Raw genomic sequence first — 18,910 nt, forward strand, 5'->3', positions numbered from 1 at the left:
ACGGGAGGGGAAATATGTGTCTTACTGGTAGATGGGGTATCTGCCGCAGATCTCTGTCACAGACGCCCGGATCTCATCCGCCTTATTCTCGAAATCCGTGGCTGCCAGCCAGACGCAGCGGGCGATCTCATCCATGTCGCTCTCCACCAGGCCTCTGGAGGTGATGGCCGGGGTGCCGATGCGGACGCCGGAGGTAACGAACGGACTTCTGGGATCGTTGGGGACTGTGTTCTTATTGAGGGTGATATAAACCTCGTCGCAGCGGTTCTGAAGCTCCTTGCCGGAAACATCCATGCCGCGCAGGTCCACCAGCATCAGATGGTTGTCTGTACCGCCGGTCAGGATCTTAAAGCCCTGCTTCTTAAGGGCCTCTGCCAGGGCCTTGGCATTCTTTAATACCTGCTCCTGGTAGGTCTTAAACTCCGGCTTTAAAGCCTCGCCGAAGCAGATGGCCTTGGCCGCGATCACATGCTCTAAGGGGCCGCCCTGGCTTCCCGGGAAGATGGCCTTATTGAAATTGAACTTCTTATTGGCCTCTTCGTTGGCTAAGATCATACCGCCTCTGGGCCCGCGCAGGGTCTTATGGGTGGTGGTGGTCACCACGTCTGCATAGGGAATGGGGCTGGGATGGAGACCGGCTGCCACCAGACCGGCGATGTGTGCCATATCCACCATCAGATATGCGCCGCACCGGTCAGCGATCTCACGGAACCGCTTAAAGTCGATGGTCCGGCAGTAGGCGCTGGCTCCAGCAACGATCAGCTTCGGCTTTGCCTCCATGGCCTTCTTTTCCAGCTCGTCATAGTCGATATATCCCTCGTCGTTGACGCCGTAGGGAACGATATTAAAGTACATACCGGAGAAGTTCACCGGGCTTCCGTGGGTCAGATGGCCGCCGTGGTCTAAGTTCATGCCCATTACGGTATCGCCGGGCTTTAACATGGCGATGAACACAGCCATATTTGCCTGCGCGCCGGAATGAGGCTGTACGTTGGCATAATCACAGCCAAACAGCTTCTTTGCCCGCTCGATGGCCAGGTTTTCCACCACGTCCACGCACTCGCAGCCACCGTAATACCGTTTTCCCGGATAGCCCTCTGCATACTTGTTGGTAAGGACCGTTCCCATGGCCGCCATCACGGCCTCAGAAACGATATTCTCTGACGCGATCAGTTCCAGATTCCGTCTCTGTCTCGCAAATTCGGCGTTGACTGCCGCACCCACTTCGCTGTCATGCTCCGCAATGAGTCTCATCAGTTCATTTACCATCCTGAATCCTCCTTATACATTATAAATCTGCCAGGCAGGAACCTCCTTTTCCATTTTCCGGCCCGCCTGTTCCCTATTATAAATGCGTCCGGCCCTTAACCGGCCGCCTTATAATTCCTGATCACCGCCTGGAGCGTCCGGTTTCCATTGTATTCGTTTATATCTGGATAATATACAATGTCGATCCGGTCCTTTCCGGCCAGTTCCTTCTGGAACGCGTCTCCGTCCCCGAATAAGAGGCCATCCATGGAAAGCCCCGTATCTGTCACCAGCCCCAGCTTCACCACGTTCCGGTTTTTCCCCAGGACCCGGAGGCTGCGGATCATCAGTCCCTTCTGGGCAAACAGGGGCTTTTCATTCCCCTGGCCAAAGGGCTCCAGCCGCTTAAGCTCCTCCACCAGTCCCTCGGTCACATATTCCAGAGGCATGGGAACGTCGATCCATACCCGCGGGATAAAGTCCTCTTCGGTGAGGACCGCATTTTCATTGAGCCGCCTGCGGAATTCCGGAACGTCCTCTTCTTTTATGGAAAGCCCCGCCGCCATGGGATGGCCGCCGAACTTCGGCAGCAGCTCCCGGACCTTTGTCAGCTCCCGGAACATATGGTACGGCTCAATGGACCTTCCGGAGCCCTTCACCATGTCCCCGCTCCTTGTGAGTACAATGGAGGGCTTATGGAAATGCTCACGGACCCGGCCCGCAATGATCCCCGCCAGGGATTCGTGGCAGTCCGGCAGAAAGACCACCAGTACCTTGTCTCCCATGTACCGCTCCTCCACCTGGGCGATGGCCTCGTCCTCTCCTTTTTTTGTCATGTCCTTCCGGATATCATTTAATTCCTTTAATTCCTCTGCCAGACGCTCTGCCTCTGCCTCGTCCTCCGACAGAAAGAGCCTGAGAGCCGCCTTGGCCGTCTGGAGCCGCCCGCCGGCATTTAAGCACGGGCCGATGACAAAGCCGATATGGTAGGCGCTTAAGTCTGTAATATCAAGCCCTGTCTTCTCCACCAGCTTTCTGAGTCCCAGGTTCCTGGTGCGGGCCATCTGCTTCAGCCCGTATTTTACCAGGATCCTGTTTTCATCCTGTAACCGCATCACGTCTCCCACAGTGGCAATGGCCGCAAATTCCAGGAGCGCCCTCCATTCCTCCCGGGGGACCCCAGACGCTTCATAGAGCTTTTCCACCAGCTTGTAAGCCACGACCGCTCCGCAGATCTCACGGAAGGGATACGTTTCTCCCTCCTGCTTGGGATCCACCACCACATCCGCCGGAGGAAGGACCTGTCTTTCCTCCTCCACCGGGACCTCATGATGATCTGTGACCACCACAGTCATTCCAAGCTCCTTTGCCAGAGAGATCTCCTTTGCTGCGGCAATGCCGTTGTCGCAGGTCACCAGAGTATCCACCCCGTCGGCAGCCGCCTGGCGGATGATGGCCTCGTTGATCCCATATCCGTCCCGGACCCGGTCCGGGATCTCATAATCGATACGGTTGCTTCCGGCCGGCCCGGTTCTTTTTCCCAATTCCCTCTCTGCCCGTCTCAGGCCTGTTAAAAGAAGGTAGGAGGCGCAGACGCCGTCGATATCGTAATCCCCGATGATCCGGATCCGCTTTTCCTCCCGGAGCTTTTTTATGAGAACGGCCACAGCCTCTCCCATATTTTTCATGCGGCCTCCGTCGTAAAGCCCGTCCAGTGTGCCGTAAAGGTACCGCTCCATAGCTTCCTTCGTCTCCATTCCCCGGTTTCTCATGATCCGCACGGATACGGGGCTGACGCCCAGCTCCTTTGCCAGTCCGTTAAAATCCGCCCGTTTTGTCTGGACCATCCAGATTTCCTGTTTTTCTGTCTGTTTAAAATTTTGCACCGTTTTGTCTGAGCCATTCCCTTCTTGTCTTATAATCCGGTATCTCCTCTGCCACCACAGCCCAGAACGCCGGACTGTGGTTCATCTCCACCCGGTGGGCCAGCTCGTGGACCACCAGATAGTCCAGTATTTCTTCCGGCATCAGTGCCAGCTTCCAGTTAAAATTCAAGTTTCCCTTGGCGCTGCAGCTGCCCCACCGGGTCTTCTGCTCCCGCACGGTGACCGTCCCGTAGGAAACGCCCATGCGCTCTGCAAAATACCGGCATTTCTTCAAAAGCAGCTCCTTTGCCAGCCGCTTCCCGGCTTCCCGTTCCCGGTCCGTATACGCAGGCCGCGCCGCGGCTCTTTCCCTGCATTCTGCGATCCGCTTCCGGATCCAATCCACATGAGCCTCCACAAAGCGGTCTGCTTCCTCCGGTCGGACCCCATAGGGGATCCGGACCGTCACTGTCCCGTCTTCGGACACCTTAAGGGCCATGGTCTTTCTCTGGGCCCGGATCAGCCCATAGGACACGTGCTCTGTTTTTCTCTTCTGGATCTTCTCCACTGGATCCTCCGAATTTTTTCAATATTTATCAAAACCACACCATATATTCTATCACCATTGGCGTTTCCACGCAAGCAGACAGTTATATTTTTAGGGCAAAAAAAGACAGGTCGTTTACACAACCTGTCTTTCGTGCGCCAGAGAAGATTCGAACTCCCGACACTACGGTCCGTAGCCGTATGCTCTATCCAGCTGAGCTACTGACGCCCATTGGGTGATTTTGTCTCACTCACTCAACGGTATAGAGTTTACTACATTATTCCCGTTTTGTCAACTATTATTTTTATTTTTCCATGAAACGTCTGATCTGGAGCAATAAAAGCACCAGCCCCGTTCCCAGCAGGATATGGCCGATCCCGGCCACACCAGAAATGGCGGCGTTAATACTGGAAGAAAGCGGTGTACCCAGGACCTGAAGGATTCCCCGGACCGCCAGCATCAGGACAGTCAGGTTCAGCCCTGTGTGATAGACTGCCAGGATCCTTCCGGTTTTGGGACCGGTAAAAGAAAAGTTCTTTTCCAGCAGGAGCAGCAGCAAAAACACTGCCATTCCCAGCATGAAATAATGAGTATGGATCACCGACAAGGTCGTTTTAGCGGTAAAACCGGTAAACTTGGTAAACTCCCTGTAAAATACGCCCCCAGCCATTGCAAGAACGGCGTACAGCAGCGCGGCATTCATATAGCGTTTCATTTTTCTCCTCCTTTATCTGAATTCCTTCTTCATGGCAGAGTATCCAATGAGCACGGTCCACACATAAGCGCAGGTCTTGGGGATCATCAGCATCCCAACCATGGGATACGTTCCGGACCACAGTACCACAGGAATATAGAAGCCAAAGCTCAGCACAATGGTAAGCCACATCCATCGGAATGCCCGGTCCCCATTCTTCCTGGCACTGTCGAAAAACAGCACGATCACCAGAAGTCCCAGCAGGGCAAAGGGGATATTGCGGTAGATCCCCCAGGAAAGCGGCGCATCTGCGCTGAGCCACCGGTTCTGCGGCATCATGCATAAAAGGATCCGGAGTCCTGCCAGACCATACACAGCCGCCGTGAGGCCGTTCCTGCCCAAAACCCTGTAACGCAGCCGCCACACATAGTAAAGCAGCACATAAAAGACCGTCATAGTCACGGAGGTGATCCACTTTCCAAGCCCCAGGGGGACAGTATAGTTTTCCAGCCCGGTGGTGCATAAAGCCAGCGCCCGGGGAACCAGATGGAACGAATCTCCCGCTCCCAGCACCACGGCCATCCAGCCGAACAAAAGGAACTGCCGGTCTCCTCTGCTGCCCCGGATCATCCGGATCCCGATAGCAATGACGGAGACCAGATAGACCACATCAAATAAAGTTTCTGCAACTGCCTGCATTCTTTTTCCTCCTCATAGTGAACGCCGTTCATTTTCTTGTCCAAAAAAGAATCCTGATCTACAGGATTCTCCATTTTCGGAAATCTTAGTAAAGGGTCCTGCGGGTGATCTCCAGCACCGCCCGGGGATCATAATCCTGACGCAGCAGCGCTGACAGCATCAGGGAAAACAGGACATCTGCAAATTTTTCTGCTGGAAACTGCTCTGTAAAAGCGTCCGGCCGGACCCTGGGGTCCCGCTTCAGAACAAAAATGAGGCCGTCCGAAATATGCTTCCATGTCTCCTGCATCCGCTGTCTTCCCTCTGACTTCTCATTTCCCAGAAAACCCAGGGAGTGCAGGGTAAAAAAACCAGGATATTTCCTCTGGCCATATTCCATCCGCCCGTACATCCAGGAAATACAGGCCAGCGTATCCTCAAACACGCTTCCGTCCTCCGGCTCATGGAAGATCTCGCACCAGACGCTCTCCACCGTGGCGCTCATGAGCGCTTCCTTGGACTTAAAATAATTGTAGATGGAACCCACAGATACTCCGCAGGCCGCCGCAACGGAACGGATGCTGACGGCGGACCAGCCCTGTTTCTGGATCAGCTCCCGGTTTGTTTTTAAGATCTCGTCTTTTGAAGTTACAACAGTATTCATCCAGCCACCTCAATATGAACATTGTTCATTATACTCTTTCCATCTCTTCTTGTCAAGAAAAGAATGCTGCAAAAACAACCCGAGAATTACTCAGAAGCTGTTTTACAGCATTCCCATAAAAACCGACCTTCCTGTTTTTTACCAGATCTCCGGCTTCACATCCTTTGGCAGGGGATCCGGATACGTCTCGCCGTCCAGCTTTTCCAGCCAGTCCTCCTTTATTCTTTCCAGAAGCTCCGGCTTCTCCAGCAGCTCTGCTCCCGTACAGGCCATGATCTTGGCCGCCGTCAGCATTCCCTTATGCGCCGCCGGGGCTTTTCCCTGGGCAACGGCCTGCCAGGAATGGAGCGCCGTTCCGGCCGCATAGCAGTTGATATCCACCTTGCCTGTGGGAACTACCCAGCTCACATCTCCCACGTCCGTGGATCCTCCTCCGCCAAAGGAAACGTGACGTTCCAGGACAAAGTCCAGCATGGGGCTTTCCTCCATCTGCCTCTTCTTTTCCTTGTCCCTGCCGCTGAGGATCGAGATCAGATCCTTCAGTCCCTCCTTGTCCAGCTCTGTGATCACCTCCTGGAACCGCCTCGCATAGGCCAGTTCTTCCTCCGTATATCCAATGGGAACAAAGTGACGCATGTTCTCATACATAATATCTTCCAGAGTATCGTTCTCGATCACATTGGAATAGGCGGCCACCTGTTTAATATCCACCGTGGTGCCAGTGATCAGGGCCGCTCCCCTGGCAATATCGCACATTCTTTCATAAAGCTTTTTCACCTGGGTCACCTTGGGCGCACGGATGGCATAAAGGATCTGGGCCTCCGACGGGATCACATTGGGAGCAATGCCTCCCGGGTTGGTGATGGCCCCGTGGACTCTGGCCTCGTCGATCATGTGCTCTCTCATGTAATTGACGCCGATGTCCATGATCTCCACCGCGTCCAGAGCAGAGCGCCCCAGCTCCGGCGCGCCTGCCGCGTGGGAAGAGATCCCATGAAACGTGAAAAATACACGGAAGTTGGACAGGTATTTATCTGCCATCATGGTCTTATTGGTGGTGCTTGGATGCCAGGTAATGGCGGCATCACAATCATTAAAAAAGCCGTCCCGCACCAGATACGCCTTTCCGCCGGCATTTTCCTCTGCCGGACAGCCGTAATACCGGATGGTGCCCAGAAGTCCATGGGACTCCATATAAGTTTTTAAAGCGTCCACCGCTGCCACTGCCGCCGTTCCAAGAAGATGGTGGCCGCAGCCATGGCCGTTGGTCTTGCCGGGGACCGGACGGCGTTCTGTGCTGTCCGCCTCCTGCTCCAGGCTGGAAAGGGCGTCAAACTCGCCCAAAAATGCCAGTACCGGCTTTCCGCTGCCATACTCGGCAATAAACGCCGTCTCCTCTCCGGCCAGATCCGCCCGGATGGAAAAGCCCCTGGCCTTTAAATATTCCTGCTGGAGCCTGGAGGAGTCATACTCCTGGAATCTGGGCTCCGCAAAGCCCCAGATCCGGTCGCTCATGGCCGTATAAGCCTGTTTTCTGTCCTGTACAAGCGCTCCGATCTCCGCGCGAAAATCTTTTTCCATATGATATGCCTCCTCTTACCAGATCTCCGGCTTCAGGTCCTTTGGAAGGGGATTAGGATATTCCTCCCCATTGAGTTCTTCCTTCCAGTCCTCTTTTGCCTTTTCCACCAGCTCTGGCTTTAAAAGAAGCTCTGCACCGATGTTGGCCATGACCTTGGCCGCTGCGATCATTCCCTTATGGGCAATGGAGGATTTTCCCTGGGCTGTGGCCTGCCAGGAGTGGAGCGCTGTTCCGGCTGCATAGCAGTTGACGTACACATGGGCCGTGGGTACCTTCCAGCTCACGTCTCCCACGTCGGTGGAGCCGCCTCCGCCATACCGGCTGTTCCGGTCTACGATGAAATCCCAGAGAGGCGTTTCCAGAAGCTCCTTTTTCCGGTCGCGGCCGCCGATATCTGCGGCGATGGCCTTAAGCCCTTCCTTATCCAGCTCGGTGATCACGGACTGGAATTTCCTCGCATAATCCAGTTCCTCCTCCGTGTATCCAATGGGGATCACACGCTCCAGATTTTCCTGGATCAGATCATTGAGAGTCTCGTTATTGATCAGGTCCGAATAAGCGGCCACCTGTTTGATATCCACGGTGGTTCCAGTGATCAGAGCTGCTCCCCTGGCAATGTCGCACATGCGTTCAAACAGCTTCTGCACCTGGGTCACCTTGGGCGCACGGATGGCATAAAGGATCTGGGCCTCCGACGGGATCACGTTGGGGGCGATGCCGCCGGAATTGGTGATGGCTCCGTGGACCCTGGCCGCATCGATCATGTGCTCTCTCATATAGTTGACGCCGATGTCCATGATCTCCACCGCATCCAGGGCCGACCGGCCTAACTCCGGAGCCCCCGCCGCATGGGAGGAGATCCCGTGGAAGGTAAAGAAGGCGCGGAAATTGGCCAGGTGGAAGCCGCCCTTCATGACCTTGCTCATGGTGTAGGGATGCCAGGTAATGGCAATATCGCAGTCGTCAAAGTATCCGTCCCGTACCAGATACGCCTTGCCTCCGGCATTCTCCTCTGCCGGACAGCCGTAATACCGGATGGTCCCGGCCAGCTTATGCTCCTCCATATACGTTTTTAAGGCGTCGGCCGCTGCTGCCGAGGCCGTTCCCAGAAGATGATGACCGCAGCCGTGACCGTTTTCTTTTCCGGCGATGGGGCAGTGCTCCGTCTGATCCGGCTCCTGCTGGAGACTGGAAAGAGCATCAAATTCTCCTAAAAATGCGATCACCGGCTTCCCGCTGCCGTATTCTGCTATGAACGCAGTTTCCTCTCCAGCCAGATCTGCCCGGACGGAAAAGCCTCTGGAGCTTAAATACTCCTGCTGGATCCTGGAGGACTCCCGCTCCTGGAATCTGGGCTCCGCAAATCCCCAGATGGCGTCGCTGATATCTGTGTACGCCTGGCTTCTCTTGTCGATGAGCCCCTCGATCTCATCCTTGAATTCTGTTCCCATAAGTTTTCTCCTTTTCTGTATTTTTAGTCGTGATGCTTCCCCGTTATGGAAGCTGCCGCGATCCTCCACACCGTCACCGCTTCCACCGCCTGGTCAGAAAATGAATTCTCTGAAAACGGCAGTGCTTTCTGGTCCTCTCTGCCGTCTCCCGCAGCCAGTGCCTCGCACTCTGCCGCATGGTTCATGATCACCGCCAGGCCTTTTCTTTTCTCCTCTGCCGGAACGAGCTCTGCCGTCCCAGTCCCGCAGACGCTGTCAAACCCGGCTGTGGACCTGCATGCCTCCTCAAAATTCAACGAGACCTGGCTTCCTCCCACGATGGTGAACGAAACATGGGGATCCGCATTGAGCCGGTCCAGCTTGGTCCCCACAGCCGCTCCATGGAAATACAGTGTCAGCCGCCCGTTTTCCAGGGCCGCCCCATAATTCATTGGAATTAAATACGGACATGGCGTGTTCTGGAACGCCACGCAGCAGACACCCTGCCTTCTGACGATCTCCATGATCCTGTCCATGTCCGTAATTTCTCTGTCGCTTCTTCTCATGCTGCCCTCCCTGTTTTCTTTCTTCCATTTAGAACAACAGTTATCTGACAGCAATCATATCATATTTTCTGATTTCTCACAAGACGGAAGATCCCGTCCTGGCTATATCTGCCCCTTTTTCATCTCCTCACAGCAGTGGCATGCCACCAGATGGCCCGGCTCCATTTCCATCAGCTCCGGCCGCTCCTTCCGGCAGCGTTCACTGGCAAACCGGCAGCGGTTGATGAACCGGCAGCCCTCCGGCGGGTCCACCGGGCTGGGGAGCTCTCCCTCCAGACGGATCCTCTGCTTCTTTTCCTCCACCTCCGGATCCGGGATGGGGATCGCAGAAAGCAGCGCCTGGGTATAGGGGTGCATGGGGTTGGCGTATAAGGCCGACGCCTGGGTGATCTCCACGATATTTCCCAGATACATCACAGCCACCCGGTCTGAGATGTGCTTGACCATGGCCAGATCATGGGCAATAAACAGGTACGTCAGTCCCTTCTCCTTCTGGAGACGGATCAGAAGATTGACGATCTGCGCCTGGATGGACACGTCCAGAGCCGAGATCGGCTCGTCGCAGACGATAAACTCCGGCTCCACTGCCAGGGCCCTGGCGATCCCGATCCTCTGGCGCTGGCCGCCGGAAAATTCATGGACGTACCTGGTGGCGTGCTCTGCATTGAGTCCCACGGTCTCCAAAAGCTCCTTCACCCGGGCCTGCTCCTCCTCCCGGCTCTTGCACATATGATGGGCCTTCAGCCCCTCGGCAATGATGTCTCCCACCTTCATCTTGGGGTCAAGGGAGGAATAGGGGTCCTGGAAAATGATCTGGACTTCCTTCGTAAACTCCTTCCGTTCCTTTCCCCGGAGGCTGTGGACGTCCTTTCCCTTATAAAGGACGTGTCCGTCGGTCTTATTGTGAATGCCGATGCAGGTACGGCCGCAGGTGGTCTTTCCGCAGCCCGACTCGCCCACGATCCCCAAAGTCTCTCCCTTGCGGATAAAAAACGAAACGTCGTCAACGGCCTTTAAGGTCCCCCTGCCTGTCTTAAAATATTTTTTCAGATGACTGACTTCCAGGATCTTTTCTTTTTCTTCCATGGTTCCCCTCCTTTACTCTTCGTTTCCCTGCGCTGCCATGGGATGGTACAGCCAGCACTGGGCCGTATGGCCGTCCTCAAACTCAAACATCGGAGGCTCTGACTTCTGGCAGATCCGCATGCACTGGGAACACCTGGTGCTGAATGCACAGCCCGCCGGAGGATCGATCATGTTGGGCGGAGTCCCCTCAATGGATTCCAGGGACTGCTCCTCCTCGGTGTCCAGTCTGGGCACGGCCCGTAAGAGCGCCTTTGTATATGGGTGCCTGGGCCGGTAAAAGATATCCTGGCTGCTGCCGGTTTCCACCACCTTGCCTGCATACATGACGATGATCTTTTTTGCGATATTGGCCACGATCCCCAGGTCATGGGTGATCATGATCACCGCCATGCCGAATTCCTTCTGGATATCCTTTAAAAGATCGATGATATCCGCCTGAATTGTCACATCCAGGGCTGTGGTAGGCTCGTCCGCGATCAGAAGCCTGGGCTGACAGGCCAGGGCGATGGCGATCATGATCCTCTGGCGCTGGCCGCCGGAAAATTCATGGGGATACTGCTTCATCCGCTTTTCCGGGTTGGGGATCCCCACCAGCTTTAAAAGGCGTCCCGCCTCCTCCCAGGCCTCTGCCCTGGACATGCTGGTATGGATCAGAAGCTTTTCTGCCACCTGGTTTCCGATGGTCATGGTGGGGTTTAAGGCCGCCAGCGCATCCTGGAAGATGATGGCGCAGTCCTTTCCCCTGTATTCCTGCCACTGCTCCGGCGTCTGGGAAAGGATATCCCTTCCCTCGAACAGGATCTGGCTTCCCTCCTTGATCTCTCCGGGAGGCGTCTGGATCAGGCCCATGATGGTCTTGGCTGTAACGGATTTTCCGCAGCCGGATTCTCCCACAATGGCCACAGACTGTCCGGCGTCGATGGAAAAGGAAACGCCCCGTACAGACTGCACCTCTCCGGCGTAGCTGTGGTACGAAACCCTCAGATTCTTTACTTCCAGAAATTTCTCCATTTCTACCTCCTATTTATGAAGCCGGGGATCCAGCGCATACTGAAGTGCGTCTCCCAGGATATTAAAACAAAGTACCGTCAGCAGAATAAACATTCCGGGGATCAGCGCCAGCAGAGGATCGTAAAGGATATACTGCTGGGCATTCTGGAGCATGCTTCCCCAGGACGCCTTGGGAAGGGCCACTCCGTATCCCAGATAGCTTAAGGCCGACTCGTCCAGGATCGCTCCTGCAATGCTTAAGGACGCCGCCACAATGATCTGAGTCGTCATGTTCGGGATAATATGCTTTAAAATGATCTTCACATGGCTGACGCCCAGGGTTTTCGCCGCAATGACAAAATCCCTCTCCTTTAAGGTCAGCGTCTGGGCGCGGACGATCCTGGCCACGCCGGTCCAGGAGAACAGGGCCAGCATCAGCACCAGGGTCACCATGTTATTGGGGACAAAGGAGAAAATGACAATGATCATCAGAAGGCTGGGCACCGACTGGAACATATCCACGATCCGCATCAGGATTATATCGATTTTTCCACCGGCATATCCGCTGACCGCGCCCACGCAGGTCCCGGCAGTCACCGAGACCACCATAGTAGCAAAGCCCACCAGGAGAGACACACGGCTTCCGTATAAGGCGCGGGTAAAGGAATCCCGTCCCAGCTCGTCGGTTCCAAACCAGTGCTCCCTGCTGGGACCGGCCATTTTATTCATAACGTCCATGTAGTCCGGGTCAACGGAAGAAAGAGGAGCCATGAGCGCCCCAGTGATGATCACGCAGAGGATCACCAGGCAGACCGCCGCGATCTTGTTTTCTCCCAGGGCCTTTTTCACATGATGGAAGAAGCCTCTGTCATAGCTCACGGAAATTTCCTTATTTTCCCGTTCGATCTTTGAAAAATCCTCCGCCTTCAGGGCGGCCTGATTGAGTGGTGTCAGTAATTTCGCCATACCTTACTCCTTTCCCTGTTTGATCCTGGGATCTGCAAAGCCGTACAGGATATCTGCCAGGAAGTTTCCCAGCAGCAGCATGGTGCAGGAAAACATGGTGATGCCCATGATCATCGGATAGTCACGGTTGTTGATGGCAGACATTCCCAGAGTACCAAGTCCCGGCCATGCAAATACAGATTCAATGATAAAGGAACCGGTCACCAGGGTCCCCAGACGGGAGCCCACCGAGGTGATAACGGGAAGCATGCAGTTTTTCAGCACATGGCCGTACATGATCCTCTTTTTTCCCGCTCCCTTGGATACGGCTGTCAGGACGTATTCCTCTTCTAACTGGACGATTGTATTGGAACGGATATAGCGGACAAACACCGCCATATTATTGAGGCTCAGCACCAGCGCCGGCATGATCCCGTGCTGGATCACATCCCAGGCAGAATTCACACCGATGGTCCGCATACCGGAGCCCGGCAGGAGCTTAAAGGTCATGGAGAAAACAATGATCATCATGATCCCCAGCCAGAAGGCCGGCACCGATATGCCCAGATACGTCAGCCCGCTTATGATATTATCCGCCAGTTTATTTTTATGGGTCCCGGCGATCAGGCCCAATGGAATGGCGAGGACCAGGGAGAGGACCAGGGAAGCGCCCATGAGCCCGGCGGTGCAGGGCAGCTTTTCCAGGATCTGGTCCAGTACGGGCCGTTTATTATTAATGGAGATCCCCAGGTTTCCCCTGGCGGCCTTTCCGGCCCAGCTCATGTACTGCTCCACCACATTTCCGTTGAGGCCCAGGGACTCTCTCATCCGGTCCAGCTCTTCATCCGTCATCTTATGACCGGTGGCGCCCGGCGTCATATAGATGTAAAGGGGATCGCCCGGCGCAAAGTAAACGATGGAGAAAGAAAATATGGAGACCAGGATCCATACAAAGATCATTTGCGCAAAACGTCTTAAAACGAACTTCTTCACGATGTACTCCTTTCGTAGGGTCTGCGGTAAAAAATGCCGCCCTCAGATAGTGTGAAGGCGGCATAACGTTTTGACCCGGAAATTATTCCATTGTTAATTTCGTGTAATCCTCAAATACGGGAGTTCTCTTGATGGTGTCAGCTCCCTTGATATTGGAGGTCGTAACGAACACATAGTTGGGGTAAGCGATGGGATAGCAGGTCAGTTCATCCCTTGTCTGGATCTGGATCTGCTTATAGATGGCAGCCCGCTCCTCCGGTGTATAAACGGTACGCGCGTCTTTCCATAACTGGGATACCTCGTCGCTGACAGCCAGGTTTACGCCCCATGTGCCGTCATACATACCAGCAACCACCTGGTCCGGGTCGCCCACAGCGCCATAGCCGTTCAGATAGAACTCATAATCGCCATCGGTTCCAAATACCTTCTCAAAGAATCCGGCAGATTCCAGCGGGATCACTTCCAGATTGATCCCCACGTTCTTTAACTGCTGCTGGATGATCTGTGCGGACTCCTTCATGTAAACACGCTCGGAGTTGAAGTACAGAGTCAGAGTCTTGCTATCCAGGCCAGTCTCCTTCACCAGCTGCTTTGCCTTTTCCACATCCTGGGTATAGCCCTCTACGGAAGGATCATAGAAGGTGTTTACATTACTGAAGATGGAATTGGCGGACTCTGCCATTCCGTCGCCATATGCGCCTGCAATGATCTCATCGCGGTTTAAAGCTGCAAACACTGCCTCCACTACCTTGGGATCCTGAACCGTTTCACAGAATTTGTTTACGGCCAGATAGTTTACGCGGCCCTCCGGATACTTCACAACTGTAAAGTTGGGATCTGCCTCGTACTTAGCCACTGCCGGTGCGTTTGCCAGCTCCATGAAGTTTACTTCCCCGTTCATCAGAGCCACTTCCTGGGCAGAAAGGTCGGAGATGATGCGGAAGGTCACTTTATCGATGGACGGAGCGCCCATGTAGTAATCTTCATACTTCTCAAGGAGCAGATACTCATCCTGCTTGAACTCAGTCACCTTATATGGACCGGAGCCGATCCCCTTCATATTTGCTTCCCCTGCGGATACTACGCTGGGGTTGCCCTCAAATACGTGCTCCGGGATCAGGGTCAGACTGCCCAGAAGGTCTGCGTAAGATGCAGATGCCATGGGAAGTGTAACCTTGACTGTCAGATCGTCCACCTTCTCATACTTTACCGGCTGGTCGTTGAGGATCACGATATTGGTCCCGCCTGCACCGTTGTTGGTATCGGAGCATACGTCCATGGTGAAGATCATATCGTCGGCTGTGATGGCCTCGCCGTCATGCCACTTCAGACCCTCTTTTAATTTTACAGTGATCTGCATTCCGTCTTCAGAAACCTCATAGGAATCTGCCAGATAGTATCTGGTCTCATTTACGTCAATGACATAAAGCGGATCGTAGATCGGATTCAGCATTGCCGCTTCCTTATATCCCTCCAGAAGAGGATTCAGATTCGCCACACAGCTGGCGCTGGGCATAACCAGATTCTTTTCTCCGCCTGCCTCTGTCTGGACTGCGGCTGTGGTTTCTGCTTCTGTCTTGGCAGCCTCTGTCACTGCAGCAGTGGTGTTCCCCTCTGCCGGTGCAGCCGCCGTTTCCTTTTTGTCTCCGCCGCATCCTGTCAGTACCGCCATGGCAGCCACTGTACATAAGAGCGCGCTTAATGTTTTCTTTCTCACTTATATTCCTCCTGGGTGATTCCATATTTTCCTTCCGGGAGTGCCCGGAAAACCGAACTGATTATACATGGATAAAATGGTATAGTCAAATTCATTTTTTCTATGGATTCTTTTGAAATTATTGCAAAAACATATACAGATTTGCTGCGGGCTATTCCAGCCTGCTGGACGCGAAGGCAGCAGCCAGGCGGATGCATGCGTCCACATCCCCAAGATCCGCCATCTCCACCGGAGAATGGATCCCCCGGCACGGGATCGAGATCCCTCCCGCCAGCACTCCGTCATGGGAAATATGCATGGGACCTGCATCCGTCCCTCCAGCGGACATGAGATCCGGCTGGGCCGGAATCCCATGCCCGGCAGCCAGCTCCTTAAGCCGCTCCACCACAGCTCCATGGCACATCAGGGAGCCGTCCATCACCTTGATCCCAGCGCCCTTTCCCAGCGCCGCGGAAACCGTATGCCTGCTTCCGGGAACATCGTCCGTACATGTAACGTCCACCGCGATCCCGTAATCCGGAGCGATCCCATGGGCCGCCGTATGGGCGCCGCACAGTCCCACTTCCTCCTGGACCGTAAAAACAAAGTACAGATCATTGGGGCTGTCCGCCGCCAGCTCCATGGTCTTTAAAAGGATCACGCACCCCAGGCGGTCATCCAGATAGGGAGAGAACAGTGTGGTGCCTGTCTGTACCGGCTGCCCCATATAAACGGCAGCATCTCCCACAGACACCTTTTTCTCCGCCTCTTCCCGGCTCTCCGCACCGATATCCACATAAAGATCCTCCATGGACAGCTTCCCCAGATCCGTCCCGCTGGAGGCGATGGTGCCTATGGTCCCGTTTTCAAACCGGACCAGGGAGTGAAGGATCTTTTCCGGCCGGACGCCTCCGATCTTTGCGACCCGGAGAAAGCCAGCGCTTTCAATATGGGTCACGATCAGGCCGATGGAGTCCAGATGGGCCGCAAACATTACCTTAGGTCCCTCTCCCTTTTTATGGCAGATCAGATTTCCCAGGCGATCTGTCCAGATCTCATCTGCATAGGGCTCCGCCATTCTGCGGATCTCCTCCGCCACTGTGGCCTCCCGGCCGGATATCCCATATACAGCCGTCAGCCTCTGAACCATGGTCATCATATCCATTTTTCTCCTCCTCCTTCTACTTTTCAATGGAAAGCTTGCTGAAATCCTCGAAGATCGGAGCTGTCCGGATGGTATCGGCGCCCTTTACGTAACTACGTACTGCAAACACGTAGTTGGGGAATGCCAGCGGATAGATGGACCGGTCTTCGTAAACCTGCTTCTGCAGCTCTTTATAGATCTCCGCTCTTTCTTCCATATTGGATGTGCCGCGCCCGTCTTTCCATAACTGGGCTGCTCTCTCGCTGCTGTACAGGTTCTGGGTCCAGGTGCCGTCAAACATGCCTGCCACCACATTGTCCGGATCCCCTGCGGCTGCGTAGCCCATCATGTACATATCAAAATCTGTATCATCGCTGAAAATCTTTTCCATATAGCCGGAGGATTCCAGCGGTGTGATCTCCAGGTTCAGGCCGACCTCCTTAAGCTGCTGCTGGATCACCAGGGCCATATTTTTCAGTCCCTCGTTCGTATTGGTCACCAGCGTTAAGGTCGTTCCCTCCGCCTGCAGCTCCTTTACGATCTCCTTTGCCTTCTCCACATCCTGCTCATAGTACGGATTGCCGGCATTATAGAAAAGGTTCACATTGCTGAGCGGGGAATTGCCCGGCTCTGCGATCCCTTTTCCATATGCGCCCTCGATGATAGCCTTCTGGTCCATGGCCAGGAAAACGGCTTCCACCAGCCGTCTGTCCTCAAATTTGGGACTGAAGGCATTGATCGCCAGGTTGTTGACACGGCCTTCCGGATATTTGATCACTGTAACCGTATCATCGGCCTCATATTTTTGCAGTGCATCGTAAGTGGAGATCTCCAGGAAATCCACCTCTCCGTTGACAAAGGCCACCTCCTGGGCGTTCTCATCCGGAACGATCTTAAAGATCACATGATCGATGGACGGCTCTCCACCGTAATAATTTTCATATTTATCCAGCTTTAAATACTCATCCTGCCTGAATTCGGCCACTTTGTACGGGCCGGATCCGATCCCTTTTAAATTCTCCTCAGCGCCCACGATATGGGTATCCCCATTAAATACATGCTTTGGCATCAGTGTAAAATGTCCGAGAGCCTCTGCATAGGAGGCGGAAGCCTGGGGCAGCGTCAGCTTCACAGTCAGATCGTCTACCTTTTCATAGCTCACCGGCTGGTCATTGACAAAGGCAACATTGGCAAATCCTGCGCCGTTGTTGGTATCCAGATTGCACTCCAGAGTAAAGATAAAGTCATCGGCCGTGATCGGCTGTCCATCGTGCCAGGTAAGACCATCCTTCAGCTTGACCGTTACATTTAAGCCGTCTTCAGATACCTCGTAGGACTCTGCCAGGTAATATCTGGTTTCATCCACATCCATATAAAACAGCTCGTCGTAAATGGGTCCCATCATGATCCAGCCAGCCTCTGTGATCTCAAACTGGCGGTTCAGGGTCGTAACACAGGAAGACATGGGAATGGTCAGAGTCGTTTCCTCCTGCTCCTTGTCAGCAGCTTCTGTGGCAGCCGTTTCTGCCTCTGCCTTTACCGCCTCTGTTTCCTTTGTTGTCTCCGCTTCCGTCTGCGCCGGAGCGGGAGCTTCCGCCTTCTGGCATCCGGAGACTGCCAAAAGCGCAGCTGCCGTAAACATTCCCAGCAGTGCATTTTTCAGTTTCATTGTCATTTCCTCCCCAAAGTCGTCGTATTCTGCGCATCGCCTTTTCCCCTGGTCCTGGCCGCCTTCGCTGCCTTAGGGATCCAGAGTTTCCAGCACAAATGCGTCCTCATTATATCATCTGGCCGGCTGAATGAGAAATTGTTTTTCTCTATATGGATTTCACCATTATATTCTTTTATTCGATTCTATTTTCTATTTTTATACAGGAAATTCAATAAATTCTCTTTTTTCTGGACTTACGAAACAAAAAAAGAGAGTCTGCATTATACAAACTCTCTTCTATGCCGGTGACCGGACTTGAACCGGTACGGGGTTGCCCCCGAGGGATTTTAAGTCCCTTGCGTCTGCCTATTCCGCCACACCGGCAAACGCGATAACCGTCATTCAGTTATCAATGGGGCCTATAGGGCTCGAACCTATGACCCTCTGCTTGTAAGGCAGATGCTCTCCCAGCTGAGCTAAGACCCCAGATATGAAATTGTTTCTTCTATTTAAGAAGAGCGACCCGGATGGGATTCGAACCCACGACCTCCGCCGTGACAGGGCGGCGCTCTAACCAGCTGAGCCACCGGGCCAAACTATTTATCTTTTTGTTTTGTACCTTTTGTTCTGGGTAGTGGACCTTCAGGGACTTGAACCCGGGACCGACCGGTTATGAGCCGGTTGCTCTAACCAACTGAGCTAAAGGTCCAAAGCAAATTAATATTGAACTAAAAGCCGATGATCGGACTCGAACCGATAACCTGCTGATTACAAATCAGCTGCTCTGCCAATTGAGCCACATCGGCATATTTCTTAAAAATGACCCCAAGGGGATTCGGACCCCTGTTACCGCCGTGAAAGGGCGATGTCTTAACCGCTTGACCATGGGGCCGCGCTTATTAAAAAGAAAAACTCCCCGAGTAGGACTCGAACCTACGACAGCGCGGTTAACAGCCGCGTGCTCTACCGACTGAGCTATCGAGGAATAAAAGGTACTTTCCTGTACCTTCAAAACTACATACTGAACTTCCGAAACCTTTTAAACAGCCTTTCTGGATAAGCCCTCGACCGATTAGTGACAGTCAGCTCCGTACATTGCTGCACTTCCACCTCTGCCCTATCTACCTCGTC

The 18,910-nt window shown here is 53.9% G+C and carries 16 protein-coding genes and 8 tRNA genes; all 24 read right to left on the minus strand.

Annotated features, from left to right (window positions below; genetic code table 11):
* Positions 1-21: 21 nt before the first annotated feature.
* The gene (gene glyA, locus OCV69_RS05410) at positions 22-1,269 is read right to left on the minus strand and encodes a serine hydroxymethyltransferase (protein WP_022272702.1); all 1,248 of its coding nucleotides are present in this window, start codon (positions 1,267-1,269) and stop codon (positions 22-24) included.
* A 95-nt stretch (positions 1,270-1,364) separates the two neighbouring features.
* Positions 1,365-3,095 (minus strand): single-stranded-DNA-specific exonuclease RecJ, encoded by a 1,731-nt coding sequence (gene recJ, locus OCV69_RS05415; protein ID WP_158358072.1) that lies wholly within the window; start codon positions 3,093-3,095, stop codon positions 1,365-1,367.
* Between the two features lie 25 nt (positions 3,096-3,120).
* Complete coding sequence (locus OCV69_RS05420) at positions 3,121-3,681, minus strand: M48 family metallopeptidase (protein WP_262426722.1); 561 nt, start codon at positions 3,679-3,681, stop codon at positions 3,121-3,123.
* Between the two features lie 133 nt (positions 3,682-3,814).
* Positions 3,815-3,888: transfer RNA gene (locus OCV69_RS05425), tRNA-Arg, on the minus strand.
* A gap of 76 nt (positions 3,889-3,964) precedes the next feature.
* Positions 3,965-4,375, minus strand: a complete 411-nt coding sequence (locus tag OCV69_RS05430; RefSeq protein ID WP_022272705.1) for a DUF2871 domain-containing protein — start codon at positions 4,373-4,375, stop codon at positions 3,965-3,967.
* A 12-nt stretch (positions 4,376-4,387) separates the two neighbouring features.
* Positions 4,388-5,053 carry a hypothetical protein gene (locus OCV69_RS05435; RefSeq protein ID WP_022272706.1) on the minus strand — a complete coding sequence of 222 codons (666 nt, stop codon included), beginning with the start codon at positions 5,051-5,053 and terminating at the stop codon, positions 4,388-4,390.
* Positions 5,054-5,138: 85 nt separating this feature from the next.
* Positions 5,139-5,696, minus strand: coding sequence for a TetR/AcrR family transcriptional regulator (locus OCV69_RS05440; protein WP_158358070.1), 558 nt, complete (start codon positions 5,694-5,696; stop codon positions 5,139-5,141).
* Positions 5,697-5,834: 138 nt separating this feature from the next.
* A complete protein-coding gene (locus tag OCV69_RS05445) occupies positions 5,835-7,277 on the minus strand; it encodes an amidohydrolase (protein ID WP_158358068.1) in 1,443 nt (480 codons plus the stop codon).
* Positions 7,278-7,292: 15 nt separating this feature from the next.
* Positions 7,293-8,729: an amidohydrolase gene (locus OCV69_RS05450; protein ID WP_158358066.1), complete on the minus strand. Its 1,437-nt coding sequence runs from the start codon at positions 8,727-8,729 to the stop codon at positions 7,293-7,295.
* A 23-nt stretch (positions 8,730-8,752) separates the two neighbouring features.
* Entirely contained in the window at positions 8,753-9,274 is a 522-nt protein-coding gene (locus OCV69_RS05455; protein WP_158358064.1) for a pyridoxamine 5'-phosphate oxidase family protein, read from the minus strand.
* Between the two features lie 102 nt (positions 9,275-9,376).
* Positions 9,377-10,360 (minus strand): ABC transporter ATP-binding protein, encoded by a 984-nt coding sequence (locus tag OCV69_RS05460; protein ID WP_158358062.1) that lies wholly within the window; start codon positions 10,358-10,360, stop codon positions 9,377-9,379.
* A 12-nt stretch (positions 10,361-10,372) separates the two neighbouring features.
* Complete coding sequence (locus tag OCV69_RS05465; protein ID WP_022272713.1) at positions 10,373-11,371, minus strand: ABC transporter ATP-binding protein; 999 nt, start codon at positions 11,369-11,371, stop codon at positions 10,373-10,375.
* 9 nt (positions 11,372-11,380) lie between these two features.
* Positions 11,381-12,316 (minus strand): ABC transporter permease, encoded by a 936-nt coding sequence (locus OCV69_RS05470; protein ID WP_022272714.1) that lies wholly within the window; start codon positions 12,314-12,316, stop codon positions 11,381-11,383.
* Between the two features lie 3 nt (positions 12,317-12,319).
* A complete protein-coding gene (locus OCV69_RS05475; RefSeq protein WP_022272715.1) occupies positions 12,320-13,288 on the minus strand; it encodes an ABC transporter permease in 969 nt (322 codons plus the stop codon).
* 82 nt (positions 13,289-13,370) lie between these two features.
* On the minus strand, positions 13,371-15,005 hold the full coding sequence (locus OCV69_RS05480; RefSeq protein WP_158358060.1) for an ABC transporter substrate-binding protein: 1,635 nt from the start codon (positions 15,003-15,005) through the stop codon (positions 13,371-13,373).
* A gap of 151 nt (positions 15,006-15,156) precedes the next feature.
* Positions 15,157-16,149: a M42 family metallopeptidase gene (locus tag OCV69_RS05485; protein WP_158358058.1), complete on the minus strand. Its 993-nt coding sequence runs from the start codon at positions 16,147-16,149 to the stop codon at positions 15,157-15,159.
* Positions 16,150-16,165: 16 nt separating this feature from the next.
* Positions 16,166-17,797, minus strand: a complete 1,632-nt coding sequence (locus tag OCV69_RS05490) for an ABC transporter substrate-binding protein (RefSeq protein ID WP_158358056.1) — start codon at positions 17,795-17,797, stop codon at positions 16,166-16,168.
* A 282-nt stretch (positions 17,798-18,079) separates the two neighbouring features.
* Positions 18,080-18,163 (minus strand) — tRNA-Leu (locus OCV69_RS05495).
* 29 nt (positions 18,164-18,192) lie between these two features.
* Positions 18,193-18,265, minus strand: a tRNA-Val gene (locus tag OCV69_RS05500).
* A gap of 33 nt (positions 18,266-18,298) precedes the next feature.
* Positions 18,299-18,372, minus strand: a tRNA-Asp gene (locus OCV69_RS05505).
* A 42-nt stretch (positions 18,373-18,414) separates the two neighbouring features.
* Positions 18,415-18,488, minus strand: a tRNA-Ile gene (locus tag OCV69_RS05510).
* A gap of 24 nt (positions 18,489-18,512) precedes the next feature.
* Positions 18,513-18,585 (minus strand) — tRNA-Thr (locus OCV69_RS05515).
* Positions 18,586-18,599: 14 nt separating this feature from the next.
* Positions 18,600-18,671: transfer RNA gene (locus tag OCV69_RS05520), tRNA-Glu, on the minus strand.
* Between the two features lie 20 nt (positions 18,672-18,691).
* Positions 18,692-18,764: transfer RNA gene (locus OCV69_RS05525), tRNA-Asn, on the minus strand.
* Positions 18,765-18,910 lie beyond the last annotated feature (146 nt).

The organism is Alitiscatomonas aceti (assembly GCF_025567195.1).
Lineage (GTDB): Bacteria > Bacillota > Clostridia > Lachnospirales > Lachnospiraceae > Alitiscatomonas > Alitiscatomonas aceti.